The organism is Peterkaempfera griseoplana (genome assembly GCF_001418575.1).
GTDB classification, from domain to species: Bacteria; Actinomycetota; Actinomycetes; order Streptomycetales; family Streptomycetaceae; genus Peterkaempfera; species Peterkaempfera griseoplana.
The window spans coordinates 16,702-42,142 of record NZ_LIQR01000088.1; the positions used below are offsets into that span (position 1 = coordinate 16,702).

The following is a 25,441-nucleotide window of genomic DNA, read 5'->3' on the forward strand; positions in this document are numbered from 1 at the left end:
TTCCGGGCGCGGGGCCGTAGCATCCGCCCCATGGGTGATCAGCACATGGCGATGCCGCCGTCCTGGCCGGACCGGATCAGGGCACTGGCGGCGGGGGAGCTCCAACCGGTGGCGGCGCGCCGGGCGGCCACCGTGGTGCTGCTGCGGGAGACCGGCGGCGGCCTGCAGGCCTATCTGCTGCGGCGCCGCACCACCATGGCGTTCGCCGCCGGGATGTACGCCTTCCCCGGCGGCGCCGTGGACCCGCGTGACGGCGAGGGGCGGATCGGCTGGGCCGGACCGCCGCCCGAGGAGTGGGCGCTGCGGCTGGGCACCGACCGGGCGTCGGCCCAGGCGGTGGTCTGCGCCGCGGTGCGTGAGACCTTCGAGGAGTCCGGGGTGCTGCTGGCCGGACCGGACGGGGAGTCGGTCGTCGCCGACACCTCCGGGCCCGGGTGGCAGCAGGACCGGGCCGATCTGGAGGCCCACCGGCTCTCCTTCGCCGAGTTCCTGGCCCGGCGCGGGCTGGTGCTGCGCAGCGACCTGCTGGGCGCCTGGGCGCGCTGGATCACCCCGGAGTTCGAGGAGCGCCGCTATGACACCTGGTTCTTCGCCGCGGTGCTGCCGGGCGGCCAGCGGGCGGCGGACTCCACCGGGGAGGCCGACCGGGTGACCTGGACGGAGCCGTCGGAGGCGGTCCGGGGGTTCGAGGCCGGGCAGCTGGGCATGCTGCCGCCGACCATCACCGTGCTGCGTGAACTCGCCCCGCTGACCAGCCCGCGGACCGTACTGGAGGCCGCGGCAACCCGCACCCTGGCACCCGTGATGGCCCGGATCCGGGTGGACGGGGACCGGGTGACGGTGCGCTGGCCCGGGTACGAACGGCTGACGCTGGACGGCGTCTTCCCCGCGGCCGCGGACGGTGCCCGATGACCGGCCTGATCCCCGGCGCCCCGCGGGCCGGGGTGGGCGGCCCGGCGACGGACCGGGCGGTCTGCGTCCTTGCGCCCAACCCGTCCCCGATGACGCTGGACGGCACCAACACCTGGATCGTCTCGGAGCCGGGCTCCGGCCTGGCGGTGGTGATCGACCCGGGCCCGCTCGACGAGGGGCATCTGCGGGCCGTGGTGCGCACCGCCGAGGAGCGCGGCCAGCGGATCGCCCTCACCCTGCTCACCCACGGCCATGCCGACCACGCCGAGGGCGCCGCCCGGTTCGCGGAGCTGACCGGCTCCGCGGTGCGGGCGCTGGATCCGGCGCAGCGGCTGGGCGGCGAGGGGCTGCGGCACGGCGACACGATCACCACCGGCGGGCTGGACCTGCGGGTGGTGGGCACCCCTGGCCACACCTCGGACTCGCTCTGCTTCCATCTGCCCGCCGACGGCGCGGTGCTCACCGGTGACACCGTGCTGGGCCGGGGCACCACCATGGTCGCCCATCCGGACGGCCGCCTGGGCGACTATCTGGACTCGCTGCGCAGGCTGCGCGACCTGGCCTCCGAGCACGGGGTGACGAGGGTGCTGCCGGGCCACGGGCCGGTGCTGGGTGACGCGCTGGGGGCCGTGGAGTACTACATGGCGCACCGGGCGAACCGGCTGGCGCAGGTGGAGACCGCGGTGGAGGCCGGTTACCGCACCCCGGCGGCGGTGGTGGCGCATGTCTACGCCGACGTGGACCGGGCGCTGTGGCCGGCGGCCGAGCTGTCGGTGCGGGCGCAGCTGGACTATCTGGACGAGCACGGCCTGATCTAGCCGGGCGGGCCTCACCACGCCCCGCGCCGGGCCCCGGGCCTCCCTGCGGCTGCGCGCCGGGAGGCCTGGGGCCGTCGTCCGACCGGGGCGGTCGCGGGTCAGCGGGAGCGGCGGGCCAGACGCTCGACGTCCAGCAGGATCACCGCGCGGGCCTCCAGCCGCAGCCAGCCGCGGCCGGCGAAGTCGGCGAGGGCCTTGTTGACCGTCTCCCGGGAGGCGCCGACCAGCTGGGCCAGCTCCTCCTGGGTGAGGTCGTGCACCACGTGGATGCCTTCCTCGGACTGCACCCCGAAGCGCCGGGAGAGGTCCAGCAGGGCCTTGGCGACGCGGCCGGGGACGTCGGAGAAGACCAGGTCCGACATGTTGTCGTTGGTCCTGCGCAGCCGGCGGGCGATGGCCCGCAGCAGCGACATGGCGACCTCGGGACGGGCGTGCAGCCAGGGCTGCAGGTCCCCGTGGCCCAGGCCCAGCATCTTGACCTCGGTCAGCGCGGTGGCGGTCGCCGTGCGCGGGCCCGGGTCGAAGAGGGAGAGCTCACCGATCATCTCGCTGGGGCCGAGGACGGCGAGCATGTTCTCGCGGCCGTCGGGGGAGGCCCGGTGCAGCTTGATCTTGCCCTCGACCACCACGTAGAGGCGGTCGCCCGGGTCGCCCTCGTGGAAGAGCGATTCGCCGCGCGCGAGGGTCACCTCGGTCATCGAGGCGCGCAGCTCCGCCGACTGCTCGTCGTCGAGTGCCGCGAAGAGCGGGGCGCGCCGCAGAACATCGTCCACGAGCTTCCTCCTGTTCGGCCGGGTCTGTCCGGCTCCCCATCATGCACGACGGAGAAACAGTGCGATCAGTCACAAGGATGACGCATTCACTGTCGATCATATGAGGAGGGGTGGGTCCGGGGCGCCCCCGGGCCCTGATCTCTTGTCCCGGAAGGGGTGCTCACGGCCGCCCCGGGCGTATCGTCGCGGGCACCCGGCGAGGGTCCGCCGGGGGTGCGGTGCGAACACCGTATGTACACCACATGGCAGGGCGGGCCGCCGTGGCCCGGTCGACCTGCGGTGATTCGTCCGGCTTATGGCACGATTCGCGGATCGTGCTTGATGGCTGTTGTCCGCCGGGTAAGGATCGTTGTCGCACGGACTGAGCGTTTCAGCACTCGGGGGATCGATTGAGTCGACGCAGACCGGAAGCGACGGCGGGCCGCACCTGAGCCGTCACCCGGTCCATCCCCGCCTGCACTGAGCAGGCGGCTCACTTCGCAGCGGTAGTTCTCCGGCACAGGCACGGCCCGGTTCGCCATGCCTGCGTCCCGGCCTGCCCTCGAGCGCTGACCACCCATGGATTCCGGGGGGATCGTGTTACAGCAGCAGCCCTATTCGTACCGTTACAGCGCCCTCGTCGAGCCCGACTGGAGAAGGATCCCGGGCTGGCGGGAGGTGACCGAGCAGCAGTGGCGCGACCCGCAGTGGCAGCGCGCGCACTGCGTCAAGAACGTCCGGCAGCTCAGGGCGGCCTACCAGGGCCTGCTGTCGGAGGACTTCTACCGCGACGTCGAGCGGGACCAGGCGGAGCGCGCCACGATGTCCCTGCTCCTGCCGCCCTATGTGCTCGGCATGATGGTGCCGGACGCCGTCCCGAGCGCCGAGGCGATGTACGCGGACCCGGTGCGGCGGCACATGCTGCCGGTCTTCTCCGACCGCGAGACCGAGTGGCCCTCGCATCCGCACGCCTCCCGGGACTCCCTGCACGAGGCGGAGATGTGGGTGGTGGAGGGCCTGACGCACCGTTACCCCACCAAGGTGCTGGCCGAGTTGGTGTCCACCTGCCCCCAGTACTGCGGGCACTGCACCCGTATGGACCTGGTGGGCGTCTCCACCCCCCAGGTGCCCAAGCTCAAGTTCTCGGTGCCGCAGTACGACCGGCACGAGGCGATGCTGGACTATCTGCGCCGCACCCCGGGCGTCCGCGACGTGGTGGTGTCCGGCGGGGACGTGGCCAATGTGCCCTGGCCGCGGCTGGAGTCCTTCGTGGCCGGCCTGCTGGAGATCGACCATGTCCGGGACATCCGGCTGGCCTCCAAGGCGCTGATGGACCTCCCGCAGCACTGGCTCACCGACGAGGCGCGCCGCTGCATGTCGCGGCTGGCCGGGACGGCCCGCAAGCGCGGGGTGAACCTGGCCGTGCACACCCATGTCAACTCCGCGCAGCAGGTGACGCCGCTCAACGCGGAGGCCGCCCGGACCATGCTCGACCTGGGGGTGCGCGACGTCCGCAACCAGGGCGTGCTGATGCGCGGGGTCAACGACACCCCCGAGGCGCTGCTGGACCTCTGCTTCGCGCTGCTCGACGGGGCCGGGGTGATGCCCTACTACTTCTACCTCTGCGACATGATCCCGGGCGCCGAGCACTGGCGGCTCGCCCTGTGGGAGGCCCAGGCGCTGCAGCAGGCGGTCATGGGGTACCTGCCGGGCTTCGCCACCCCGCGGCTGGTCTGCGACGTGCCCTACGTCGGCAAGCGCTGGGTCCACCAGGTCGACCACTACGACCGCGAGCGCGGCATCTCCTACTGGACCAAGAACTACCTGACCTCGCTGGAGCGCGACGACCCGTACGCGCTGGCGAAGACCCATGAGTACTACGACCCGGTCCAGACCCTCGGTGAGGAGGGCCAGGAGTGGTGGCGAGCACACGCCGGGGCGTCGGAGACCGTATCCAGCACGAGGAGCCGCAGTGAGTGAAGCCAGCCCCATAGCGCCCCTGTCGGTGCGCCGGAAGTTCCTCACCGACCCCGACCTCGGGGCGGGCAACTTCCTCCAGTACGCACTGGACCACAACCCGCACCTCGATCTGCCGCTGGTCTACAGCCACCACAACGACCAGCACGGCCAGGTCGCCCTGCGCGGGCACAGCCTGCACCAGCTGGAGGCCCTCCGGGACCAGTACGCCCGCTGGTACTGGGCCAACGGGGTGCGGCCCGGCGAACCGGTCGCGCTCTACATCGCCGAGGGGCTGCAGCCGATCCTGCACTTCCTGGCGCTCACCGCCATCGGCGCCATCCCCGCGCTGGTGAACGACGCCATGCCGATCGCCACGGCCAGGCGCTACCTGGACCATGTCGGGGTGGTCGGCGTGGTGGCCGACGACCCGCGGCTGATCAGCGCCGCGTACCGGCCCGGCGAGCCCCGGCCGAGGTTCATCGTCCCCAGCGCGGAGGTCCGGGCGCACGACCCGGGGTCGGGCGCCCTCCCCGAGCAGTACCCCTACCGGCACGCCGCTCAGGACGTGGTGGCGCTGATCCACTCCTCGGGCACCACCGGCACGCCCAAGTCGACGATGGTCGCGCACCGCCAGTTCTGGGTCGGCAAGGAGACCCGCATGGTGCGCTTCCCCGCCGAGCCCTACGACCGGCTGCTGTCGCTGATGCCGCACACCCACGCCGGCGGGCTCAGCTATCTGCTCACCACCATCCTGCTGGGCCTGCCCACCCTGACCATGGGCGACTGGCGGCGCAGCGCGGTGGAGCCGGTGATGAAGGCCTTCCAGCCGACCATGGTCGCCTCCTTCCCGCGGACCTTCGTCGAGCTGGCGACGGGTGAGCTGCCGGTGGAGGCCGCCGCCCGGGTGCACACCTGGTTCAACACCGGCGACTCGGCGCACTACGGGCACATCCGCCGGCTGGTGCAGCTGGGCGAACGGCCGACCGGGCTGATCCAGCCCTGGCTGCTGCCGGAGGGCGCGGCGGACCAGACGGTGCTGGCCGGCTCGCGCTTCATCGACGGCCTCGGCTCCTCCGAGATGGGCATGGCGCTGTTCGGCCATGCCACGACACCGGAGACCCCCCGTGACGACCGCTGCGTCGGGATGCCGGTGGAGGTGGTGGAACGGGCCGCGGTACTGGACGACGAGGGCCGGGAGGTCCCGGACGGCACGGCCGGCAACCTCGCCGTGCTGACCCCGACCCGCACCCCCGGCTACTGGAACGACCCAGAGCTGACCCGGAGCTTCGAACTGTCCGGCTACTGGCTCACCGGCGATGTGGCGCGCAGGGAGCCCGACGGGCGCTTCTACCACCTCGACCGCACCGTGGACGTGATCCGGACCGCGGACGGGCCGGTGTACAGCATGCCGCTGGAGGAGGTGCTGATCGCCGACTGCGACCAGCTCGTCCAGGACTGCTCGGTGATCGGGGTGCCCGGCCCGCTGGGCGACGGACAGCTGCCGGTGGCGGTGCTGAGGCTCCAGCAGGACGCCGCCACAGCGGACCCCAAGGAGCTGCTGGACACGGTGAACCAGCAGCTGGCGGCGGCCGGGCTGACCACCCTCGCGGCGGTCTTCGTGGCCGCGACCGAGGACGACTTCCCGACCGGCCCCACCGGCAAGGTGCTCAAGCGGGAGCTGCGCACCCGCTTCGCCACCGCACTGACCGGTGGCGGCCCGGCCGGCGACGGCGGGCAGGCGGTGGCCTGACCGTATGAGCGCAACCCCCCGACGCCCCCGTACGCTGCCCGTGCTGCCGCGCAGCGCCGCCTTCTGGCTGGTCGCCGCCGTCCAGGGCCTGCTGCTGTTCGCCTCCAGCGCCCCGTCGCCGCTCTATGTGGTCTACCAGGCGGCGTGGGGGTTCTCCCCGATCACCCTGACCTGGGTCTTCGCCATGTACGCCATCGCGCTGCTGGCAGCGCTGCTGGTGGCCGGCGGGATCTCCGACCACATCGGCCGCCGCTGGGCGCTGGGCGGGGCGCTGGTGGTCGAGGTCGCCGCCATGGCGCTGTTCATCGGCGCCGACGGAGTGGGCTGGCTGCTGGCCGCGCGGGCGGTCCAGGGCGTCGCCACCGGTGTCGCCACCGGGGCGACCAGCGCGGCGATCCTCGACCTGCAGCCGCCGGAGCGGCCCCGGCTGGGGTCGCTGGTCAACAGCTCCGCCCCGATCGTCGGGCTGGCGCTGGGGGCGCTGGGCGCCGGGGTGCTGGTCGAGTACGTCCCCCGGCCCAGGGTCCTGGTGTACGCCCTGCTGCTGGCGCTGTTCGCCGCGGCGGCGCTGCTGGTGGTGCCGGCCGTCCCGGAGACCTCTCCCATGCGGCCCGGTGCGCTGGCCTCGCTGGCGCCCCGGCTGGGGATCCCCCGGGAGGCCCGCCCGCTCTTCCTGATCGTGGTGCCGTGCCTGTTCGCGGTCTGGGCGCTCGGCGGGCTGTACATGTCGCTGGGCCCCTCGATCGCGGTGGGGATCCTGCACCTGTCCAACCATCTGATCGGCGGCCTGGTCATCTTCACCCTGACCGGGGCCGGGGCGGTGGGTGCGCTGCTGCGGCGCAACCGGCTGCCCCGGCGGACCATGACCCAGGGGTTCCTGGCCTTCTTCGCCGGTGTCGGCGCCACCCTGGGCGCGCTCGCCACCACCTCCACCGTGCTGTTCTTCGCGGGCACGGTGGTCGCCGGCTACGGCTTCGGCACCGGCTTCCTGGGCGCCTTCCAGACCGTCGGGCCGCTCGCCGGACCCGACCAGCGGGCCCGGCTGCTCTCCAGCCTGTACGTGGTGTCCTACCTGGGCTTCAGCCTTCCGGCGGTGGCCGCGGGGGTGGCCGTGGTGCAGGTCGGGCTGCGGCCGACCGCCACCGCGTACGGGGTGGTGGTGATGGTGCTCGCCTGTGTCGCCCTCACCGGGCTGCTGCTGCACCGGCGGCGTGAGGCGGCGGAGCCGGCCCGGCCCGTCGCGCCCGCTCCGATGGCCGTCCGCGGCGGGCCGCCACGATGACTACCGAAGGGGCATCCATGCCTGCCTACCCCGATGGAACCGGCGCGGACGTGGTCCAGCGCTTCCTGCGGGCCGCCCGGCGCGACCCCGGCGGTGTCGCGGTGGCCGACGGCACCACGGAGGTGACCTACGCCGAACTGGAGGACCGGGTGCGCCGGACCGCCGCCGCCCTGGGCCCGCAGGGCGGCACGGTCGGGGTGCTGACCTCCCGCTCCTCGGACACCGTCGCCGCGCTGCTGGGCGTACTGGCCGCCGGCGGCGCCTACTGCCCGATCGACCCGGCCTTCCCCGAGCAGCGCCGGGCCGCGCTGGTCGAGGCCGCCGGCTGCCGTGCGGTGATCACCACGGGCTCCCGCCCGGCGCCGTACGGGGTGCCGGTGCTGCACCTGGAGGAGGCGGCCACCGGCCCGTACGCAGGCGGGCCGCTGCCGCTGGCGGACCCCGAGGACCCGGCCTATGTGCTGTTCACCTCGGGCTCCACCGGGCAGCCCAAGCCGGTGGTCACCCCCCGCCGGGCCATCGCCGCCGCCGTCGCCTCGCTGGGCGCGCTGCTGGACATCGCCCCCGGGGACCGGGTGCTGCAGTTCGCCTCGCTGAACTGGGACACCTGCTTCGAGGAGATCCTCCCGGCGCTCACCCGGGGGGCCACCCTGGTCTTCGACCCGGACGCCTACAGCGGCTCCTTCCCGCGCTTCCTGCGGATGGTCGACCGGCAGGCGCTCGGGGTGCTGGACCTGCCCACCGCCTTCTGGCACGAGCTGGTCAACCATCTGACGGAGGGTGGCGAGGCGCTGCCGGCCGGACTGCGGGTGGTGGTGATCGGCGGTGAGGCAGCCCGGCCGGACCGGCTGGACGACTGGCGGGCGCTGCCCGGAGCCGACCGCGTGCGCCTGGTCAACACCTACGGCTGCACCGAGACCACCCTGGTCACCCATGCCGTCGACCTGCACGGCCCGTACGCCCCGCCGCGCACCGACCGGGCCGTCCCGATCGGGCGTCCGCTGCCGCACGTCAGGGAGCAGATCGGCGACGACGGGGGGCTGCTGATCGGCGGCCCGTCCCTGGCCCTCGGCTACCGGGGGCTGCCGGAGGCCACCGCCGAGCGCTTCGCCGTCCTCCCCACCGGCCGCTGGTTCCACACCGGGGACCGGGTGCACCGGGAGGCGGACGGGGTGCTGCTCCACCAGGGCCGGCTGGACGACGAGATCAAGGTCCGCGGCATCCGGGTCAGCCCCGGCGAGGTGGAGGCCCAGCTCTGCGGCCACCCCGACGTCGCCGCGGCGGCGGCCACCGGTGCGCCGCTCGGCGACCACACCGCCGTGGTCGCCTATGTGATCCCGCGGCCGCACGCCGACTCCACGACCCTCGCCACCGAACTGCTCGGGTACCTGCGCAGGAACAGCCCGAGCCACCTGGTGCCCGCCCGCGTCACCGTGGTGCCCCAACTCGTCCACACCGCCAGCGGCAAGGTCGACCGGCGGCGGACGCACCAGCTGTACGCATCGAGCAACTGAGCCAAGGAGGCAGTACGTGTCCACTGACGGCACCGTCGACGGAGTGGTCGGCATCTTCCGGCGGGTCCTGGAGTCCGATCGGGTCCAGCCGGACTCCGACTTCTTCGAACTGGGCGGGGACTCACTGCTCGCCACCCGGGTGCTCAGCGCGATCGCCCGCGAGTTCGGGCCGGAACTCACCCTCGCCGACATCATCGACGCACCCTCACCGCTGGCCCTGGCCAAGCTGATCGAGGGCGTGGCGGCATGAGCGTCGTCGTTGTCGGGGCGGGCCTGGCCGGACTCACCGCCGCCACCGAACTGGCCGCCCGGGGCATCGAGGTGACCGTCCTGGAGGCCAGGGACAGGGTCGGCGGCCGCACCCACGGCATCGAGGTCGCACCGGGGCAGTGGGCCGACGCCGGGGCCGCCTACCTGGGCGCCCGGCACACCGAGCTGAAGTCCCTGATCGCCCGGCTGGGCCTGGCCACCGTGCCCACCACCATGGAGGGCCGCAGCCGGTTCTCGGTGGGGGGAGGCCCGCAGACCGTCGACGGCCGGTTCCCGCCGCTCAACGCGATCGCCCTGGGCGGCCTCTTCGAGCAGCTGGACGAGGTGACCAAGGCGGTGCGCCAGGACGCGCCGTGGCTCACCGCCGACGCCGAACGGCTGGACCGGCTCACCGCGGCCGAATGGATCGAGCGGCAGGTCCCGCACCCCGACGCGCGGTTGTTCTTCCCGCTCTTCCTCGGCGAGATGATGGCCGCCGACCCGGCCGACGTCTCCGTGCTGCACATGGCGTTCTACCTCTGCTCCGGCGGCGGGATCCGCTACCTCAACGCCTTCCAGGGCGGTGCGCAGGAGGAGCGGGTCGACGGCGGGGCGCACCGGCTGAGCGAACTGCTGGCGGCCAAGCTGGGCGACCGCGTCCTGCTGGGCCACCCGGTCCGGGCGGTCGAGCAGACCGGCGACCGGCTGCGGGTCCACAGCGACCGGGGCGTCCATGAGGGCGAGGCGGTGGTCGTCGCGCTGCCGCCGCTGCTCGCCGACACCATCGAGTACCGGCCGGGGCTGCCCGTGCCCAGGTCGAGCCAGGCCACCGGCCGTGGCTGCGCCGTCAAGGTCCAGCTGGTCTACCCCGAGCCGCTCTGGCGCGAGCACGGCCTCTCCGGCTGGTCGGTGAGCTCGGACGGGCCGCTGCTGTCCACAGTGGACGACTCGCCCCCCGGCGGCGTCGGCATCCTGACCGGCTTCGTCACCGGCAGCGAGGCGCGCAGCTTCGCCGCGCTGGACGGGCCGAGCGCCCGGCAGGCCGTACTGGACCAGACCCGGCGGCTGTTCCCCCAGCTGCCCGACCCGATCGGGTACCACGTCACCGACTGGATCAGCGACGAGTACAGCCGTGGCTGCTACGCCGCGCTCTTCGGCCCCGGCGACTGGCTCACCGCCGGCCCGCACCTCACCACGCCGCACGGCGGGGTGCACTGGGCGGGCACCGAGACCAGCACCGAGTTCTTCGGCCTGATGGAGGGGGCCATCCGCTCCGGACGGCGGGCAGCCGAGGAGATCACCGGAAGCTGATGTAGCGTCAGACCGAGCCTTGAGCGGCCGGTGCGCCCGGGGACGGGCGCACCGGCAGGCCAGCGACCACTCACCCCCGGGAGCCCACCATCACCAGCGATCCGGCGGCGGACACCGCCCAGCGCTGCGCCGAAGCCATGTACGCGACCGATCCGACCTGCCGGGAGCTCGGCATCACCGTCGAGGAGGTCTCCGAGGGCCGCGCCACCGCACGGCTGCGGCTGGCCGACACCATGGTCAACGGCCATGGCACCGCACACGGCGGCTATCTCTTCCTGCTGGCGGACGTGGCCTTCGCCTACGCCTGCAACAGCCGCGGTGTCCCCACCGTGGCCCAGTCCGCGCAGGTGACCTTCCTGCGCCCGGCCCGTCCCGGCGACCAGCTGGCGGCCGAGGCCGTGGAGCGCTCCCGCTTCGGACGCAGCGCCGTCTACGACGTCACCGTCCGCCGGGCCGACGGCACCGTGATCGCCGAGTTCCGCGGCCAGAGCCAGGCGCTCCCCGTACCGCCCTCCCCCGCCCCGACGAGGTGACCGCCATGACCGACATCCGCCCCTGGGACCGCCGGGCCCTGCAGCTCACCGAGACCGTCGTCGACCAGGTCGACCCCGGCCGTCTCGACCTGCCCTCGCCCTGCGCGGGCTGGACCCTGCGGCGGCTTCTCGCCCATATGATCGGCCAGAACCACGGCTTCGCGGCCGCCGCCGACGGCGAGCACACCGACCGTGCGGCCTGGGCCGACCGCGACTTCGGCGACGACCCGTCCGGGGCCTTCCGGGCCTCGGCGGCGCGGGTCAGCGCGGCCTTCGCCCGGGAGGGCGTCCTGGACGGCGAGTTCTGGCTGCCGGAGGTCCGCGGCGGCCAGATGTTCCCGGCCCGCACCGCCATCGGCTTCCACTTCGTGGACTACGTGGTGCACGGCTGGGACGTGGCGGCGTCCATCGGCGTACCCGCCCCCTTCGACGACGACCTGCTCGCCGCGGTGCTGCCGTACGCCGAGGAGGTCCCGGACGGCGACAACCGGCGGCAGCCCGGCGCCTCCTTCCAGCCTGCCCTGGCGACCGGCAGCAGCCGCCCGCTGGACCGGATCCTGGCGATGCTCGGCCGCTCCCCCTCCTGGCCTGCATGACCCGGGACTTCCGGCTGCTGCTGCTGGCCACCGCGGGCGCCTTCGCCACCTATGCGCCGATGCTGGCGGTGGTGCCGCTCTGGTCCGCGGCCGGAGGCTCCTCGGAGTTCGGCGCCGGGGCCACGACGGGCTCCGCCATGGCGGCGACCGTGGCGGTGCAGCTGTGCATGGGGCTGCTGCTGCCGCGCTTCGGCGCACGGCGGCTGCTGGCGGCCGGGTCGCTGCTGCTGGGGCTGCCCACCGCGGCCTACCCGCTGTCGGCCGCGCTGCCGTGGGTGCTCGCCGTGTCGGCCGTCCGCGGCGTGGGATTCGGGCTGGTGGCCGTGGCGGGCAGCGCACTGGCGGCGGATCTCGCCCCGCCGGGCCGCCGGGCCTCGGCGATCGGCTGGTACGGGGCCGCGGCCGGGCTGCCGCACGTGCTCTGTCTGCCCCTGGGACTCTGGTGCGCCCAGCGGTTCGGCTTCCCCGCGGTCTTCCTCGTCGCCGCCGCGTCCGCCGTCCTCGCCGCACCGCTCGCCGCCGCGATCGCCGAGCGGCCGCGGGGCGGGACCGGTCCGGCGGGCGGCACGGCGAGGGTGCCGGGCACCCCGCTGCTGCTGATGCTGCTGGTCGCCGGGGCACTGGGCGGCGTCACCTCCTTTCTGGCCCTGGTGCTGCCCGCGCCGGGGGCGGCGCCCGCGGTGCTGCTCGCGCTGAGCACCGCCATGGTCCTCGGGCGGCTGGCCGCAGGCGCCGTCGCCGACCGGATCGGCGACGGACGCCTGCTGGCCCCGGCGGTGGCCCTGGCGGCACTCGGGACAGGTGGGATCGCCACCGGGTCCGTGGTCCCCGCGACGGTGGCGGGGGTGCTCCTCGGCGCGGGCTTCGGCGCACTGCAGAACGAGACCCTGGTGGTGCTGTTCGCCCGAGCGGGCCGGGCCGGACGCGGCCGGGCCAGCACCGCCTGGAACATGGCCTATGACGCCGGCACCGGTGCGGGCGCGCTGGTGGTGGGTGCGCTCTCCCGGCTGCTGGGGCTGGGTGGCTCGCTGGCCCTGGCAGCCGTCCTGGTCGCTGCGGCGACCCCGCTGGCCTGGGCGGAGTCCCGTCGTACCGGCCCGCTGCCGGTCACACCGCCGTGGTGACCGGCTCCCGCGCGGCGGTACGGCCGGGGGAGGGGATCCGTGCGGGCTGCCCCGCGCAGGCCGCGACCGCCCGGATGCGGGCGTTCTCCTCGGCCGTCCGCCAGATCAGCGCCACCGAGGTGGTCGGCAGATCACGGATGGGGACGAAGACGACGTCGGGCTGGGCGTAGTAGCGGGCCACCGACTCCGCCAGCGGCGCCACTCCGCGGCCGGCGGCGACCAGCGACAGGATCTCCTGGCAGGTCTGCACCTCCTGGCCCTGCCGCAGGCTGCGGCCGCCGGGTGTCACCAGCGGAAGGTGGTAGTCCCGCCAGTAGGCCGGGGCGGTGGTCGCCAGCGCGAAGACGGTGTCCCGGGCCGCCTCCTCGATGGAGACCGAGGCGAGCTGGGCCGCCGGGTGGTCCAGCGCCACCGCGAGTACCCGCTGCTCCTCCCCGAGCAGCGGCCCCACGGTCAGGTCGGGCTCGTCGATCGGCAGCCGCGCCACCAGGATGTCCACCTCCCCGCGGCGCAGCGGTCCGAGCAGATCACCGCACGCCACCTCGTGCAGGGTGATCTCGCACTCGGGAGCGTGCGTGCGCACCGACCGCACCAGGTCGGCGGCGTACCCGCCGCCCGCGGCGCCGGTGAAGCCCAGCCTGGTGGTCCCCGCCACCCCGCGGGCATGGGCCACCGCCTCGGCGTACGCGGTCGTCATCTGCTCGTACAGCGGCCGCAGCCGCTCGACCAGGATCGCGCCCAGGGCGGTCAGCCGTACCTGGCGACTGGTGCGCTCGAAGAGCTGGCCGCCGACCCGCTGCTCCACATGGCGCAGGGTCTGGCTGACCCGGGACTGCGATATGCGCAACTCCCGTGCGGCCCGTCCGAAATGCAGTTGTTCACTGAGCGTCAGAAGACACTCGACCTCGCGCAGTTCCAGCATTGCCTCGTCCCTCGGCTGTTCCGGCTCGGCCGCCTGAAACGCGGCCGTCCCAGCATGCATAACCAGCGCCCGCATTAAGGATGCATGACAGGACTCGGCGGCTTGCCGCCCCGGTCGCCCAGCCGGGCCCGTTCCGCCGGCGGGCGGCCGGTGACGACTTGCGGCTTGTCGCTGATGGCTGTCGGTCGGCCACCGTAGGCTGGGCGGGTGGCGAAGAACCCGGTCGAGAACGATGCTGCCCAGGTCGAGCGTGCTGCCAGGAGCACGCCGGCGCGCAAGCCCAAGCAGGAGAGTCACCTGGCGATGGTGCGGCGGGCGCGGAAGATCAACCGAGCGCTCGCGGAGGTCTATCCGTACGCCCATCCGGAGCTGGACTTCGAGAACCCCTTCGAGCTGCTGGTGGCCACCGTGCTGTCGGCCCAGACCACCGATCTGCGGGTGAACCTGACGACGCCTGCGCTGTTCGCCAAGTACCCGACGCCCGACGACATGGCCGCGGCCAACCCCGAGGAGCTGGAGGAGCTGATCCGGCCGACCGGGTTCTTCCGGGCCAAGGCCAAGTCCCTGCTGGGGCTCTCCACGGCGCTGCGGGACCGGTTCGGCGGGGAGGTGCCGGGGCGGCTGAAGGACCTGGTCACCCTGCCCGGGGTGGGCCGCAAGACGGCCAACGTCGTGCTGGGCAACGCCTTCGGTGTGCCCGGCATCACGGTGGACACCCACTTCGCCCGGCTGGCGCACCGGTTCGGCTGGACCACCGAGAGCGACCCGGAGCGGATCGAGGCGGTGGTGGCCGAGATCTTCCCCAAGAGCGAGTGGACCATGTTGTCGCACCGGGTGGTCTTCCACGGCCGGCGGATCTGCCATGCCCGCAAGCCCGCCTGCGGGGCCTGCCCGATCGCCGCACTCTGCCCGGCGTACGGTGAGGGCGAGACCGATCCGGAGAAGGCGAAGAAGCTCCTCAAGTACGAGATGGGCGGCCAGCCCGGTCAGCGGCTGAAGCCGCCGGCCGACTACCCCGGTGAGGCTGCGGCGCGCAAGGTACTGGAGGAGGGCTCCTGAGCATGGCGACGGCGGTCGAGCGGGACGGGCTGCCCGACTGGCTGGTGCCGGTGCGGGACGCGGCCGAGCGGGTGCAGCCGGGGCAGCTGAGCCGGTTTCTGCCGCCGGCCCGGGGCGGGCGCCGGTCCGCGGTGCTGGTGCTCTTCGGCGAGGGCGACCACGGCCCCGACCTGCTGCTGATCGAGCGTGCCCGCTCGCTGCGCTCGCACGCGGGGCAGCCGTCCTTCCCCGGTGGTGCGCTGGACCCCGAGGACGGCGACCCGCTGGGGCCGGGCCCGGTCAACGCGGCACTGCGCGAGGCCCAGGAGGAGACCGGCCTCGATCCGTCCGGCATCCAGGTGTTCGGGATACTGCCGGACCTCTACATCCCGGTCAGTGACTTCGTGGTGACCCCGGTGCTGGGCTGGTGGCGGGAGTCCTCGCCGGTCGGCCCGGTCGACCCCGCCGAGGTGGCCTCGGTCTTCCGGGTCCCGGTGGCCGACCTCACCGACCCGGCGAACCGAGCCCGGCTGCGGCACCCCAGCGGTCACACCGGCCCGGCGTTCCTGGTGGCCGGGACTGTGGTCTGGGGCTTCACCGCGGGTGTGATCGACCGGGTGCTGCACTACAGCGGGATGGAGCGGCCCTGGGACGGCTCCCGGGTGGTCGGTCTTGACGAGGACGCCTTCGGCGCGGCCGTCGCCGAGCGGGAGCGTGCGAGGGACCGTACGGCGGGCGGGGCCTGAGCCACCGCCCGCCGGGGCGCCGCTATTCCATGATCGGAACGGGGGCGTGCTCGGCCTGGTCCGCGCCCGGTCCGCTGTGGCCGCGCAGCGGCACCTCGCGGATGAAGAGCGCCAGCACGAAGGCCACCGCCACAAACGGGATGCCGACCAGGAAGAGGTCGTCCAGGGCCTTCACAAAGCCGTTCAGCACGATGTCCTGGAGCTGCACCGGCAGCTGCTCGATGGCGGCGCGGCCGCCCGAGGTCAGCTTCTCGTCGCCACCGGAGAAGCTGCCGCCCTTGAGCCCGGCGGCGGCCACACCCTCGCTGATGTGGTGGTTGAGCCGGCTGGTGAGCACGGTGCCGAAGATCGCGGTACCGAAGGCGCCGCCGATGGAGCGGAAGAACATCGACCCGGCGGTGCCCGCGCCCATGTCCTTGATCTCCACGGAGTTCTGCACGGCCAGCACCAGCACCTGCATCACACAGCCCAGGCCGACGCCCATCAGCACCATGAAGCCGCCCAGCAGCCACATCGAGGTGTCCAGGTGAAGCCGGGAGAGCAGGGCGAGGCCGATCACGGTCACCGCGGTGCCCAGCAGCGGCCAGAGCTTGTACTTGCCGGTCTTGCTGATCACCCGGCCGGAGATGATGGAGGCGCCGAGGATGCCGATCATCATGGGGATCATCCGCAGGCCGGAGCCGGTCGGCGAGTCGCCCCGCACCACCTGGAGGTAGATCGGCAGGTAGATGATGGCGCCGAACATCGCCAGACCCACCACGAAGCCGATGGCGCTGGTGAGGGAGAAGGTGTGGTTGCGGAAGAGGTGCGGCGGCATGATCGGCTCCGCCGCGCGCCGCTCCACCAGGGCGAAGGCCACCAGCGCCAGCACGCCGAGGGCGCCCAGCAGCAGAGTGGTGGCGGAGGTCCAGCCCTTGGCGGTGCCGCTCCAGGAGGTCACCAGCAGCAGTGCGGTGACACCGCCGACCAGCAGTGCGGCGCCGGTCCAGTCGATGCGGTGCTTCTGCTTCTGCTGGTCGATCTTGAGCACGGTGGCCGCCACGAAGAGCGCCACCACACCGACCGGCAGGTTGATGTAGAAGATCCACCGCCAGCTGAGGTGGTCGGTGAAGAAGCCGCCGAGCAGCGGGCCGGCCACGCTGGAGACCGCGAAGACGGCACCGAACATGCCCTGGTAGCGGCCGCGCTCGCGGGGCGGGATGACATCGCCGATGATGGCGAGCGACAGCGACATCAGGCCGCCGCCGCCCAGGCCCTGGACCGCGCGGAAGCTGATGAGCTGGCCCATGTTCTGCGACATGCCCGCGAGTGCGGAGCCGACCAGGAAGATGAGGATGGCGAAGAGATAGACGGGGCGCCGACCGATCTGGTCGGAGATCTTCCCGTACAGGGGGACGGAGGCGGTGGAGGTCAGCAGATAGGCCGTCACCGTCCACGACATGTGGTCCAGGCCGTGGAACTGGCTGACGATCTTGGGCATTGCGGTGCCGACGATGCTCTGGTCGAGAGCGGCCAGGAACATGCCGAGCATGAGGCCGACCATGACCACGAGGATCTGCCGGTGGGTCATGGGACCCTGGGTTTTCGAGTCTTCTCGCACCATTTCAATACTACCATAATTAGTTGCTTGGAGCAACTTGTCTTCACGCTCTCCTCATGAACCGCACGATGGGATGGGACGTATGCCCCAGGCATGATGTGGGCCGTCGCGGGGGAGTCAGTGCATGGGCCCTACGCCCACCGCGTGAGGGAAGCCGTGGGAGGGTGTCCGGGTGAACGTCCTGGATGTATTGCTGATCGTCGCCGCCGTGTGCTTCGCCTGGTCCGGCTACCGCCAGGGCTTCGTGGTGGGCATCCTGTCGGTGGCGGGCTTCCTCGGCGGCGGGCTGGTCGCGGTCCAGCTGCTGCCGCTGGTGCTGCGCCATGTCAGCCCCGGGACGGCCTCGTCCGTGGTCGCCGTGGTCGTGGTGATCGTCCTCGCCTCGATCGGGCAGGCCGTGACCACCCACTACGGCTGGCAGCTGCGCGGCCGGATCGGCCGGGGACGCGGCCAGGTGGTGGACGCGGCCGGCGGATCCATGGTGAACGTCCTGGCGATGCTGCTGGTGGCCTGGCTGATCGGCTCCTCGCTGGCCGGCACCTCGATGCCCACCATCTCCAAGGAGGTCCGCACCTCCCGGGTGCTGGGCGGGGTCCAGGAGGCACTGCCGGGGAGCGCGCCCAACTGGTTCTCCGACTTCAGCTCGGTGCTGGCCCGCAACGGCTTCCCCCAGGTGTTCAACCCCTTCGAGAACGAGCCCATCACCGAGGTCCAGCCGCCCGACCCGGCCCTGGCCGGCAGCGCCGCGGTGGCCGAGGCCCGGCAGTCCATCGTCAAGGTGGTGGGCACCGCCTCCAGCTGCAGCAAGACCCTGGAGGGAACCGGCTTCGTCTTCGCCCCCGGCCGGGTGATGACCAACGCCCACGTGGTCGGCGGAGTCAACGAGCCCACCGTGCAGCTCGGCGGCGCCGGCCGCCTCTACGACGCCACCGTGGTGCTCTACGACTGGCAGCGCGACATCGCCGTACTGGACGTGCCCCGGCTGACCGCCCCCGCGCTGCACTTCGCCGGACAGGCCGGCACCAGCGCCAGCGCCATCGTGGCCGGCTTCCCCGAGAACGGCTCCTTCAACGTCCAGCCCGCTCGGCTGCGCGGCCGCATCCAGGCCAACGGCCCGGACATCTACCACCGCGGCCAGGTGGTCCGCGACGTCTACTCGGTGCGCTCCCTGGTGCGCCAGGGCAACTCCGGAGGCCCGCTGCTCACCCCCGAGGGCCAGGTGTACGGGGTGGTCTTCGCCAAGTCGCTGGACAGCCCCGACACGGGCTACGCCCTGACCGCGGCGGAGGTCCTGCCCGACGTCCGCCAGGGCGCCGCCGCCACCGCCCGGGTGGACACCCAGGGCTGCGCCCTGTGAGCCGCGCCACCGACTGGTAGCGTCGGCGTCGCTCACCCGTCCGGCCCAACCGGTCGGACGGCGTCCGACAGGTGGTCAGAGGGGGGCCGGGCGGCATGATGGGTCACTCGCACGCGGTCAGCGGCGCCATGCTCTACGCGGCCTCCGCGCCGTTTCTGCCGCCGCTGCTGCTCCACACCCATCTGCGGCCCAGCGACATACTGATGGGCACGGTGCTCTGTGCGGGCGCGGCACTGCTGCCCGACCTGGACCACCACGACGGCACCATCGCCAACTTCCTGGGGCCGCTGTCCAAGCTGCTCTGCCGGCTGGTGGCCTTCCTCTCCGGCGGACACCGGCACGCCACCCACTCCCTGCTCTTCGTGGCGCTGATGTCCGCCGGGACGTGGGCCGGCATCACCTACGGCGGCCACCGGTTCACCATGGGGGCGACCTTCGTCCTGCTGGCGCTGGCCATCCGGGCACTGCACCTCTGCCCGCCCGGCGACGGCCTGTCCCAGTGGATCACTGTGGTCGGCCTGGCGGCCATCGGCACCGTGGGGATCGACCGCTGGATGCCCAGCGCCCCGGTCTGGCTGCCGTACGCGGTCGGGCTCGGCTGCCTGGCGCACATCCTGGGCGACTGCCTCACCAAGAAGGGCGCTCCGCTGCTCTGGCCGCACAAGGAGCGCTACGAGACCGTGCTGATCCAGCGGAGCGGCAACACGGTGGAGACCAAGGTCCTGGTGCCGCTGATGAGCGTGGCCACCCTGGCGCTGCTCTGGTTCACGGCGCTGGCCCCCACAGTGGGAAACTAGTGCTGCAGCGGCGTCCGGTGGGTGGACCGGGCGCCGCTGCGCTGTCCTCGGGCCGCTGAGCTGACCGTCCGGCCGGGGTGCCGGTCATCGAGTCCACGGGGCCCGTCTCCCGGCCTGGTCGTCAGCCCTCCAGCCCCTCACCCCGTCACCGGACACGACGTCGGACGGGCCGCGGATCGCCGCCCGGTGGCCGGTGCGGGGCTCAGACGCCGGTGGCCAGGTTCGCGCCCCCGTCGCAGGGCAGCACGGTGCCGGTGACATTGCCGTTGCCCGCCAGGTAGAGGACGGAGTGGGCGATGTCCTCGGGCCGGCCGACCCGGCGGACCGGGAGGTGGGCGGCGGCCTTCTCGAAGAAGGCGGTCCGGTCCGCCTCGGGCATGGACGCCCACCAGGCGGTGTCCACCACTCCGGGGGAGACGGCGTTCACCCGCACCGGGGCCAGCTCGGTGGCCAGCGGCGGCACCATGGCGTCCAGCGCACCGTTGACCGCGGCCAGTCCGGCGGTGCCCGGCATCGCGCCGCGGGACGACAACGCCGTCACCAGGGTGATCGAGGCGGTACGGGTGAGCTTGGGGACGGCCGCCTGGACCACCCGGAAGTGGGCGAAGAACTTGCCGTCGAAGACCGCCCGCAGCGACTCCTCCGCCAGCTCGGTGAAGGGGCCGAACGCGCCGTGACCGGAGCCCGGGCCGAGGGAGACCACCAGATGGTCGATGTGGTCCACGGCTTCGAAGAACGCCGTCACGGCCGCCGGGTCGGTGGCGTCGAGTTCGGCTGTGGTCACCGGGTGGCCGATCCGCTCCGCCGCGGACTCCAGCCGCTCCTTGCTGCGTCCGGTGATGGTGACGGCGGCGCCGTCGGCGGCGAAGGCGGCGGCGGTGGCCTCTCCGATGCCGTGGCTGGCGCCCATCACGATGACCTGCTGTCCCTGGAACATGGACGACTCCCCTTGGCTTGTCGAGACCTGACGTCTCGACAAATACTTGCCGAGACGGACGGTCTCGTCAAGCTGTTAAAGTCTGCGGATGGCACAGGACGAGAGGCAGGCGGCGCAGGGCGCCCGCCCCCACACCGGGCGCCGGCGCAACGAGGCTGTACGCCGGGCGATTCTGGATGCCGCGCTCCAGCTGATGAGGGACGGCGACCGCCGCGAACTGACCATCGACGGCATCGCCAGGAAGGCGGGCGTCGGCAAGCAGACGATCTACCGCTGGTGGCCGTCCAAGGGCGCGGTCCTCGCGGAGGCGCTCGCGGACCTCGCCGAGGGGTTCGTCGGGCTTCCGGACACCGGCACGCTCCGGGGTGACCTGGGCGCCTTCCTGGCCGCGAGCTTCCGTGCGCTGGAGGAACCAGGGGCGGCCCGGATGTTGCGCGAGGTCATGGCCGCGAATCTGGAGAACGCCGGTGCCACCGCGGTGCTCGCCGACTTCACCGAACGGCGGAGGGTGGCCCTGCGGTCACTGCTGGACCGCGCGGCCGGGCGCGGTGAAGTGAGCCCGGAGGCGGATCCGGACCTGCTGGCGGATCTCGCGTACGGGTTTCTGTGGTACCGGTTGCTGGTCGGCCACGCGCCACTGGACGCCCGTGCCGCGGCGCGGCTGACGGACCACCTGCTGGCCGCCTGCCGCCCCGCGGAGGGGTGACGTCAGCCGCGGCCGCCCGGGCGCAGCCTGGCGGTCATCCAGCGGGCGCGCCGCCCCAGGATGGTCGGAATGCCCAGGCCGCCGACTGCTTCGGAGTGCAGCGCCGCGGCACCCCGGTCGTTGGCGGCCGGGTCGAGAGGGGCCGTCGGCGCGCTGTCCCTGCGCCGGGTCCGGGACGCGTGGGAACGCTCGTGCATCCAGGTCATGCAAGACCCATGCCCGTGGGGCCGGTGGGGTAATCGCTGGAGCGCGACTCCAATTGGCCTATGCATGAGTCCTATTAACTTATGGTCAGATTGTGAAGACGGCAGGCCGTCGCTCACCGGTCCAGCGAGTCGTCCCGCAGCCACTCCACCAGCTCCGCGGTGAACTGCGCCGGGTCCTCCTCGTGCGGGAAGTGCCCGACGTCGTCCAGCAGCTGCCACCGGTAGGACGCCTGGACGTACTCGCCGGCCCCCGTCGCGGTGGAGGTCAGCAGCACCGGGTCCTGGGCGCCGTGCAGATGCAGGGTCGGCACCCGCACCGGCCGCTTCATCCGGCGGGAGAACTGGAAGCCGTCCGGCCGCGCCATCGACCGCATCAGCCAGCGGTACGGCTCCACGGAACAGTGCGCCGTACTCGGGATCTGCATCGCCCGCCGGTACTCGTCCAGGGCCTTCTCGTCGAACGACCCGACCGAGGTCCACCCGCGCAGATAGCGGGCGACCTGCGCGGCGCCGTCCGCGACCAGCTGCCGCTCCGGCACCCACGGTCGCTGGAAGCCCAGCACGTGCTCGTACGCCGCGATCTGCCGCCGGTCGGTCAGCAGCGCCCGGCGCAGCCGCCGCGGATGGGCGGCGGAGACCACCACCAGCCGGCGCACCAGCGAGGGACGCATCACCGCGGCCACCCAGGCCAGGAAGCCGCCCGTGTCATGCCCCACCAGCGCGGCGTCCCGCTCCCCGAGCGAGCGGATCACCCCGGTGATGTCCAGGGCCATATTGGCCGGGTCGTAGCCGCGCGGTGTGCGGTCGCTGCCGCCCACCCCGCGCACGTCCATCGCGACCGCGCGGTAGCCGGCGTCGGCCAGGGCGGTCAGCTGGTGCCGCCACGTCCACCAGAACTGCGGCCAGCCGTGGACCAGCAGCACCAGGGGGCCCTCGCCGATCTCGGCGATGTGGAAGCGGGCTCCGTTGGCCGCCACGTCGCGGTGCGTCCACGGGCCGTCCAGGCGGACGTCCCAGGAGCCCGGGGCGGGGGAACGGTCGGAGGTTTCATCCAGCGGCATACCGAGAGCGTGTCACACCCCGGGCCCCCGCCGGGCCGCGGTACCCGTCCGGGTGGCCTCAGCGCCCGGACGTACCGTGCCTGTCCTGCGGCCCGGCCGGACGCGGCTTGGCCTTCTTCAGCACATCGGCGGTCGCCCTGGCGCCCTCGATGGTGCGCTGCGGCTTCTCGACCTTCTTGAACGAACGCAGCGCCAGCAGGCCCAGCAGCCCGGCCAGCAGCAGATAGGCGCCGCCCACGATCAGGAAGGACCAGCCCAGTGTGATGCCCAGCGCATGGATGCCGTAGGCGGCGGCGAAGCTCAGCATCGGGATCGCGGCCAGCGCCACCACCCCGGCGACCGTCAGCGACGCCCCGCCGGCCACCCCGCGCTTGACGTCCTGCCGGATCTCCGCCTTGGCGAGCGCGATCTCGTCGTGCACCAGCGAGGAGAGGTCGGCGGTCGCGGCCGAGAACAGCTGACCAAGCGATCGCTCGCCGTCGCGGAGCGCGGTGCTCCCGCTCGTGGACAGGCCGTCAGGTCCTGCGGACATCGCGTTCCTCCTTGTGGACGGGGTCAGTGCGATACGCCCTCAGATCATGCCCTCACCTGACATACGGCCACCACTCGCCCCCTGCCGACCCGGCGCACCGCTCACCCGGGCGGCGCCCGGCGGCCGGCACGCGCGGGCCGCCCCGGCGGAGCGCCGGGGCGGCCGGAAGCCGCCCGGAAGGGCCGTGCGGCTCAGTCCTCGGAGGGCGCGCTGGGCAGCTTCGCCTGGATGAGGTCCATCACCGAGGAGTCGGTGAGGGTGGTGACATCGCCCAGGGTGCGGTTCTCGGCGACGTCGCGCAGCAGCCGTCGCATGATCTTGCCCGAACGGGTCTTGGGCAGCTCATTGACGATCAGGATCCGCTTGGGCTTGGCGATGGGGCCCAGGGTGCGGCCCACATGGTCGCGCAGCTCGGCCACCAGCTCCGCGCTGTCGGCGGCGGTGCCGCGCAGGATGACGAACGCCACGATGGCCTGCCCGGTGGTGGCGTCGGTGGCGCCCACCACGGCGGACTCGGCCACCTTGGGGTGGGAGACCAGCGCCGACTCCACCTCGGTGGTGGAGATGTTGTGCCCCGAGACCAGCATCACGTCGTCGACCCGGCCCAGCAGCCAGATGTCGCCGTCGTCGTCCTTCTTGGCGCCGTCCCCGGCGAAGTAGCGGCCCTCGAAGCGGGACCAGTAGGTGTCGATGTACCGCTGGTCGTCGCCCCAGATGGTGCGCAGCATGGACGGCCACGGCTCGGTCAGCACCAGATAGCCGCCGGAGCCGTTGGGCACCTCGTGCGCCTCGTCGTCCACCACCGTGGCCGAGATGCCCGGCAGGGCGCGCTGCGCCGAGCCGGGCTTGGTCTCGGTGACCCCCGGCAGCGGGCTGATCATCATGGCCCCGGTCTCGGTCTGCCACCATGTGTCCACGATCGGGCAGCGGCCGCCGCCGATGTGCTCGCGGTACCAGACCCAGGCCTCGGGGTTGATCGGCTCGCCGACACTGCCCAGCACCCGGAGGCTGGAGAGGTCGAACTTGGCCGGGATGTCGTCGCCCCACTTCATGAAGGTGCGGATGGCGGTCGGGGCCGTGTAGAGGATGGTGACGCCGTACTTCTGCACGATCTCCCAGAACCGGCCCTGGTGGGGGTGGTCGGGGGTGCCCTCGTAGATCACCTGGGTGGCGCCGTTGGCCAGCGGCCCGTAGACGATGTACGAGTGCCCGGTGACCCAGCCGATGTCGGCGGTGCACCAGTAGACGTCGCTCTCCGGCTTGAGGTCGAAGACGGCGTGGTGGGTGTAGGCGGCCTGGGTGAGGTAGCCGCCGGAGGTGTGCAGGATGCCCTTGGGCTTACCGGTGGTGCCCGAGGTGTACAGGATGAAGAGCGGCTGTTCGGCGTTGTGTGCCTCGGGGGTGTGCTCGGTGGACTGGCCGCCGACGGCGTCGTGCCACCACAGGTCCCGGCCCTCGGTCCAGGCGGTCTCCTGGCCGGTGCGCCGCACCACCAGGACGTTGCGCACCTCGGGGCACCTGGTCAGCGCCTCGTCTATGGCCGGCTTGAGGGCGGTCGGCTTGCCGCGCCGGTAGCCGCCGTCCGCGGTGATCACCAGCTTGGCGTCGGCGTCCTGGATGCGGGAGGCGACCGCGTCGGCGGAGAAGCCGCCGAAGACCACCGAGTGGGCCGCGCCGATGCGGGCGCAGGCCAGCATGGCCACCACGGCCTCGGGGATCATCGGCAGGTAGACGGCGACCCGGTCGCCCTTGGCCACGCCGAGTTCCAGCAGGGCGTTGGCCGCCTGTGACACCTCGTCCTTCAGCTGGGCATAGGTGATGCTGCGGCCGTCGCCCGGCTCGCCCTCGAAGTGGATGGCGACCCGGTCGCCGTGGCCGGCCTCGACATGGCGGTCCACGCAGTTGTACGCGACGTTGAGTTCCCCGTCGGCGAACCACTTGGCAAAGGGCGGGTTGGACCAGTCCAGGGTCTCGGTCGGCTCCACCGCCCAGCTGAGGCGGCGTGCCTGCTCCGCCCAGAAACCGAGCCGGTCGGCCGCGGCCTGCTCGTAGGCGGCAGCGGTGACGTTGGCGGCTTCGGCCAGCTCCGCGGGCGGTGCGAAGCGGCGCTCCTCCTTGAGCAGGTTGGCCAGACTCTCGTTGCTCAACGCGCACTCCTCATCGAGATGATCGCGGGATGGTCCCATCGTCCCGCGACCTACCTCACCAGGCGAGGAGGCATGATGACAAGAGTGTCAGAGAAATTGGTTTAGACCTCTGTGGTTCAGGCTGCGGTGCCCGCCGTCTCCGCGCCGACCGGGGCGAAGACACCCGCCGCCGGATCCAGCAGATAGGCCTGCGCGGTGGCGATGTCGAAGTACATCCCGACCAGGTGAACGGCCGAGCCGGGGCCCTCCGCGGCCCGCGCCCGTACCGCCGGATGGGCGGCGAGGTTCTCCAGCTGCTGCACCACATTGGTCAGGCAGAGCCGCTCCAGCTCGTCCGCCTCGCGGTCCGCGAACCGGGCCGGCGACCGGTGCAGCCGAGTCAGTGAATCCTGTCCGTTGCGCAGCCAGCGGCCCAGCGGGGTCGGCTCCCCGGACGGCAGGTGGGCGCCCCGCAGCAGACCCTGCATACCGCCGCAGCCGGAGTGCCCGCACACCGTGACGGTGTCCACTCGCAGTACCCCGAGGGCGTACTCCACGGCGGCGGCCACGGAGTCGTCTGCGGGGTCGCCGGGGTCGCCGGGGTCGCCGGGGT

General features: G+C 72.9%; 25 protein-coding genes. 16 read left to right on the forward strand and 9 right to left on the reverse strand.

Annotated features, from left to right (window positions below; genetic code table 11):
* Positions 1 to 30 precede the first annotated feature (30 nt).
* Together AOK09_RS07040 and AOK09_RS07045 are read left to right on the forward strand one after the other, a co-directional pair.
* Positions 31 to 912 (forward strand): NUDIX hydrolase, encoded by an 882-nt coding sequence (locus AOK09_RS07040; RefSeq protein WP_157875817.1) that lies wholly within the window; start codon positions 31 to 33, stop codon positions 910 to 912.
* The gene (locus tag AOK09_RS07045) at positions 909 to 1,730 is read left to right on the forward strand and encodes an MBL fold metallo-hydrolase (RefSeq protein WP_055586255.1); all 822 of its coding nucleotides are present in this window, start codon (positions 909 to 911) and stop codon (positions 1,728 to 1,730) included. The genes AOK09_RS07040 and AOK09_RS07045 overlap by 4 nt, the downstream gene beginning before the upstream one ends.
* Positions 1,731 to 1,828: 98 nt before the next feature.
* On the opposite strand, the gene AOK09_RS07050 is transcribed toward AOK09_RS07045, so the two are convergent.
* Entirely contained in the window at positions 1,829 to 2,503 is a 675-nt protein-coding gene (locus AOK09_RS07050; RefSeq protein WP_055586256.1) for a Crp/Fnr family transcriptional regulator, read from the reverse strand.
* Positions 2,504 to 3,079: 576 nt separating this feature from the next.
* On the opposite strand from AOK09_RS07050, the gene AOK09_RS07055 reads away from it, so the two are divergent.
* From AOK09_RS07055 to AOK09_RS07095, 9 genes are all read left to right on the forward strand, one after another.
* Positions 3,080 to 4,462: a KamA family radical SAM protein gene (locus AOK09_RS07055; RefSeq protein ID WP_245687158.1), complete on the forward strand. Its 1,383-nt coding sequence runs from the start codon at positions 3,080 to 3,082 to the stop codon at positions 4,460 to 4,462.
* Entirely contained in the window at positions 4,455 to 6,191 is a 1,737-nt protein-coding gene (locus tag AOK09_RS07060) for a class I adenylate-forming enzyme family protein (protein WP_063795865.1), read from the forward strand. Before AOK09_RS07055 ends, AOK09_RS07060 begins: the two co-directional genes overlap by 8 nt.
* 4 nt (positions 6,192 to 6,195) lie before the next feature.
* The gene (locus AOK09_RS07065; protein WP_055586276.1) at positions 6,196 to 7,473 is read left to right on the forward strand and encodes an MFS transporter; all 1,278 of its coding nucleotides are present in this window, start codon (positions 6,196 to 6,198) and stop codon (positions 7,471 to 7,473) included.
* A 17-nt stretch (positions 7,474 to 7,490) separates the two neighbouring features.
* Positions 7,491 to 8,987 (forward strand): AMP-binding protein, encoded by a 1,497-nt coding sequence (locus AOK09_RS07070; RefSeq protein WP_157875818.1) that lies wholly within the window; start codon positions 7,491 to 7,493, stop codon positions 8,985 to 8,987.
* Between the two features lie 16 nt (positions 8,988 to 9,003).
* Positions 9,004 to 9,237, forward strand: coding sequence for a phosphopantetheine-binding protein (locus tag AOK09_RS07075; protein WP_055586260.1), 234 nt, complete (start codon positions 9,004 to 9,006; stop codon positions 9,235 to 9,237).
* Complete coding sequence (locus AOK09_RS07080; protein ID WP_055586261.1) at positions 9,234 to 10,547, forward strand: flavin monoamine oxidase family protein; 1,314 nt, start codon at positions 9,234 to 9,236, stop codon at positions 10,545 to 10,547. Before AOK09_RS07075 ends, AOK09_RS07080 begins: the two co-directional genes overlap by 4 nt.
* A 137-nt stretch (positions 10,548 to 10,684) precedes the next feature.
* Positions 10,685 to 11,080, forward strand: a complete 396-nt coding sequence (gene paaI / locus AOK09_RS07085; protein ID WP_055586262.1) for a hydroxyphenylacetyl-CoA thioesterase PaaI — start codon at positions 10,685 to 10,687, stop codon at positions 11,078 to 11,080.
* Positions 11,081 to 11,085: 5 nt separating this feature from the next.
* A complete protein-coding gene (locus tag AOK09_RS07090) occupies positions 11,086 to 11,676 on the forward strand; it encodes a TIGR03086 family metal-binding protein (protein ID WP_055586263.1) in 591 nt (196 codons plus the stop codon).
* The gene (locus AOK09_RS07095; protein WP_055586264.1) at positions 11,673 to 12,800 is read left to right on the forward strand and encodes an MFS transporter; all 1,128 of its coding nucleotides are present in this window, start codon (positions 11,673 to 11,675) and stop codon (positions 12,798 to 12,800) included. Before AOK09_RS07090 ends, AOK09_RS07095 begins: the two co-directional genes overlap by 4 nt.
* Here AOK09_RS07095 and AOK09_RS07100 read toward each other — a convergent pair.
* A complete protein-coding gene (locus AOK09_RS07100) occupies positions 12,784 to 13,722 on the reverse strand; it encodes a LysR family transcriptional regulator (protein WP_079062821.1) in 939 nt (312 codons plus the stop codon). The two genes, AOK09_RS07095 and AOK09_RS07100, sit on opposite strands and share 17 nt — an antisense overlap.
* 207 nt (positions 13,723 to 13,929) lie before the next feature.
* Between AOK09_RS07100 and nth the strand changes: the two genes are divergently transcribed.
* Positions 13,930 to 14,781, forward strand: a complete 852-nt coding sequence (gene nth, locus AOK09_RS07105; RefSeq protein WP_055586265.1) for an endonuclease III — start codon at positions 13,930 to 13,932, stop codon at positions 14,779 to 14,781.
* A 2-nt stretch (positions 14,782 to 14,783) separates the two neighbouring features.
* Entirely contained in the window at positions 14,784 to 15,506 is a 723-nt protein-coding gene (locus AOK09_RS07110; RefSeq protein ID WP_055586266.1) for an NUDIX hydrolase, read from the forward strand.
* A 22-nt stretch (positions 15,507 to 15,528) separates the two neighbouring features.
* Here the strand turns inward: AOK09_RS07110 and AOK09_RS07115 are convergent, their stop codons facing one another.
* Complete coding sequence (locus AOK09_RS07115; protein WP_217698389.1) at positions 15,529 to 17,076, reverse strand: MDR family MFS transporter; 1,548 nt, start codon at positions 17,074 to 17,076, stop codon at positions 15,529 to 15,531.
* Between the two features lie 202 nt (positions 17,077 to 17,278).
* Here AOK09_RS07115 and AOK09_RS07120 point away from each other — a divergent pair, with 202 nt between their 5' ends.
* Together AOK09_RS07120 and AOK09_RS07125 are read left to right on the forward strand one after the other, a co-directional pair.
* Complete coding sequence (locus AOK09_RS07120) at positions 17,279 to 18,463, forward strand: MarP family serine protease (protein ID WP_055586268.1); 1,185 nt, start codon at positions 17,279 to 17,281, stop codon at positions 18,461 to 18,463.
* A 95-nt stretch (positions 18,464 to 18,558) separates the two neighbouring features.
* Positions 18,559 to 19,260 (forward strand): metal-dependent hydrolase, encoded by a 702-nt coding sequence (locus AOK09_RS07125; RefSeq protein ID WP_055586269.1) that lies wholly within the window; start codon positions 18,559 to 18,561, stop codon positions 19,258 to 19,260.
* Positions 19,261 to 19,462: 202 nt separating this feature from the next.
* On the opposite strand, the gene AOK09_RS07130 is transcribed toward AOK09_RS07125, so the two are convergent.
* Positions 19,463 to 20,197, reverse strand: coding sequence for an SDR family oxidoreductase (locus AOK09_RS07130; RefSeq protein WP_055586270.1), 735 nt, complete (start codon positions 20,195 to 20,197; stop codon positions 19,463 to 19,465).
* An 88-nt stretch (positions 20,198 to 20,285) separates the two neighbouring features.
* On the opposite strand from AOK09_RS07130, the gene AOK09_RS07135 reads away from it, so the two are divergent.
* Positions 20,286 to 20,903 carry a TetR/AcrR family transcriptional regulator gene (locus AOK09_RS07135; RefSeq protein ID WP_055586271.1) on the forward strand — a complete coding sequence of 206 codons (618 nt, stop codon included), beginning with the start codon at positions 20,286 to 20,288 and terminating at the stop codon, positions 20,901 to 20,903.
* A 2-nt stretch (positions 20,904 to 20,905) separates the two neighbouring features.
* Here the strand turns inward: AOK09_RS07135 and AOK09_RS07140 are convergent, their stop codons facing one another.
* The 5 genes from AOK09_RS07140 to AOK09_RS07160 form a co-directional block, all read right to left on the reverse strand.
* Positions 20,906 to 21,100, reverse strand: coding sequence for a hypothetical protein (locus AOK09_RS07140; RefSeq protein WP_055586272.1), 195 nt, complete (start codon positions 21,098 to 21,100; stop codon positions 20,906 to 20,908).
* Positions 21,101 to 21,222: 122 nt separating this feature from the next.
* Complete coding sequence (locus tag AOK09_RS07145) at positions 21,223 to 22,170, reverse strand: alpha/beta fold hydrolase (protein ID WP_055586273.1); 948 nt, start codon at positions 22,168 to 22,170, stop codon at positions 21,223 to 21,225.
* 58 nt (positions 22,171 to 22,228) lie between these two features.
* Entirely contained in the window at positions 22,229 to 22,702 is a 474-nt protein-coding gene (locus AOK09_RS07150) for a phage holin family protein (RefSeq protein WP_055586274.1), read from the reverse strand.
* A 191-nt stretch (positions 22,703 to 22,893) separates the two neighbouring features.
* Positions 22,894 to 24,849: an acetate--CoA ligase gene (gene acs, locus AOK09_RS07155; protein ID WP_055586275.1), complete on the reverse strand. Its 1,956-nt coding sequence runs from the start codon at positions 24,847 to 24,849 to the stop codon at positions 22,894 to 22,896.
* A gap of 116 nt (positions 24,850 to 24,965) precedes the next feature.
* The coding region (locus AOK09_RS07160) for a carbonic anhydrase (RefSeq protein WP_169796998.1) at positions 24,966 to 25,441 on the reverse strand (476 nt) is incomplete at its 5' end.

Coding starts and splice junctions, on each gene's coding strand:
- AOK09_RS07040 (WP_157875817.1), top strand. CDS start 31: ATGGGTGATCAGCACATGGCGATGCCGCCGTCCTGGCCGGACCGGATC.
- AOK09_RS07045 (WP_055586255.1), top strand. CDS start 909: ATGACCGGCCTGATCCCCGGCGCCCCGCGGGCCGGGGTGGGCGGCCCG.
- AOK09_RS07065 (WP_055586276.1), top strand. CDS start 6,196: ATGAGCGCAACCCCCCGACGCCCCCGTACGCTGCCCGTGCTGCCGCGC.
- AOK09_RS07070 (WP_157875818.1), top strand. CDS start 7,491: ATGCCTGCCTACCCCGATGGAACCGGCGCGGACGTGGTCCAGCGCTTC.
- AOK09_RS07080 (WP_055586261.1), top strand. CDS start 9,234: ATGAGCGTCGTCGTTGTCGGGGCGGGCCTGGCCGGACTCACCGCCGCC.
- paaI (WP_055586262.1), top strand. CDS start 10,685: ATGTACGCGACCGATCCGACCTGCCGGGAGCTCGGCATCACCGTCGAG.
- AOK09_RS07090 (WP_055586263.1), top strand. CDS start 11,086: ATGACCGACATCCGCCCCTGGGACCGCCGGGCCCTGCAGCTCACCGAG.
- AOK09_RS07095 (WP_055586264.1), top strand. CDS start 11,673: ATGACCCGGGACTTCCGGCTGCTGCTGCTGGCCACCGCGGGCGCCTTC.
- AOK09_RS07100 (WP_079062821.1), bottom strand. CDS start 13,722: ATGCTGGAACTGCGCGAGGTCGAGTGTCTTCTGACGCTCAGTGAACAA.
- AOK09_RS07110 (WP_055586266.1), top strand. CDS start 14,784: ATGGCGACGGCGGTCGAGCGGGACGGGCTGCCCGACTGGCTGGTGCCG.
- AOK09_RS07115 (WP_217698389.1), bottom strand. CDS start 17,076: ATGACCCACCGGCAGATCCTCGTGGTCATGGTCGGCCTCATGCTCGGC.
- AOK09_RS07125 (WP_055586269.1), top strand. CDS start 18,559: ATGATGGGTCACTCGCACGCGGTCAGCGGCGCCATGCTCTACGCGGCC.
- AOK09_RS07130 (WP_055586270.1), bottom strand. CDS start 20,197: ATGTTCCAGGGACAGCAGGTCATCGTGATGGGCGCCAGCCACGGCATC.
- AOK09_RS07135 (WP_055586271.1), top strand. CDS start 20,286: ATGGCACAGGACGAGAGGCAGGCGGCGCAGGGCGCCCGCCCCCACACC.
- AOK09_RS07140 (WP_055586272.1), bottom strand. CDS start 21,100: ATGCACGAGCGTTCCCACGCGTCCCGGACCCGGCGCAGGGACAGCGCG.
- AOK09_RS07145 (WP_055586273.1), bottom strand. CDS start 22,170: ATGCCGCTGGATGAAACCTCCGACCGTTCCCCCGCCCCGGGCTCCTGG.
- AOK09_RS07150 (WP_055586274.1), bottom strand. CDS start 22,702: ATGTCCGCAGGACCTGACGGCCTGTCCACGAGCGGGAGCACCGCGCTC.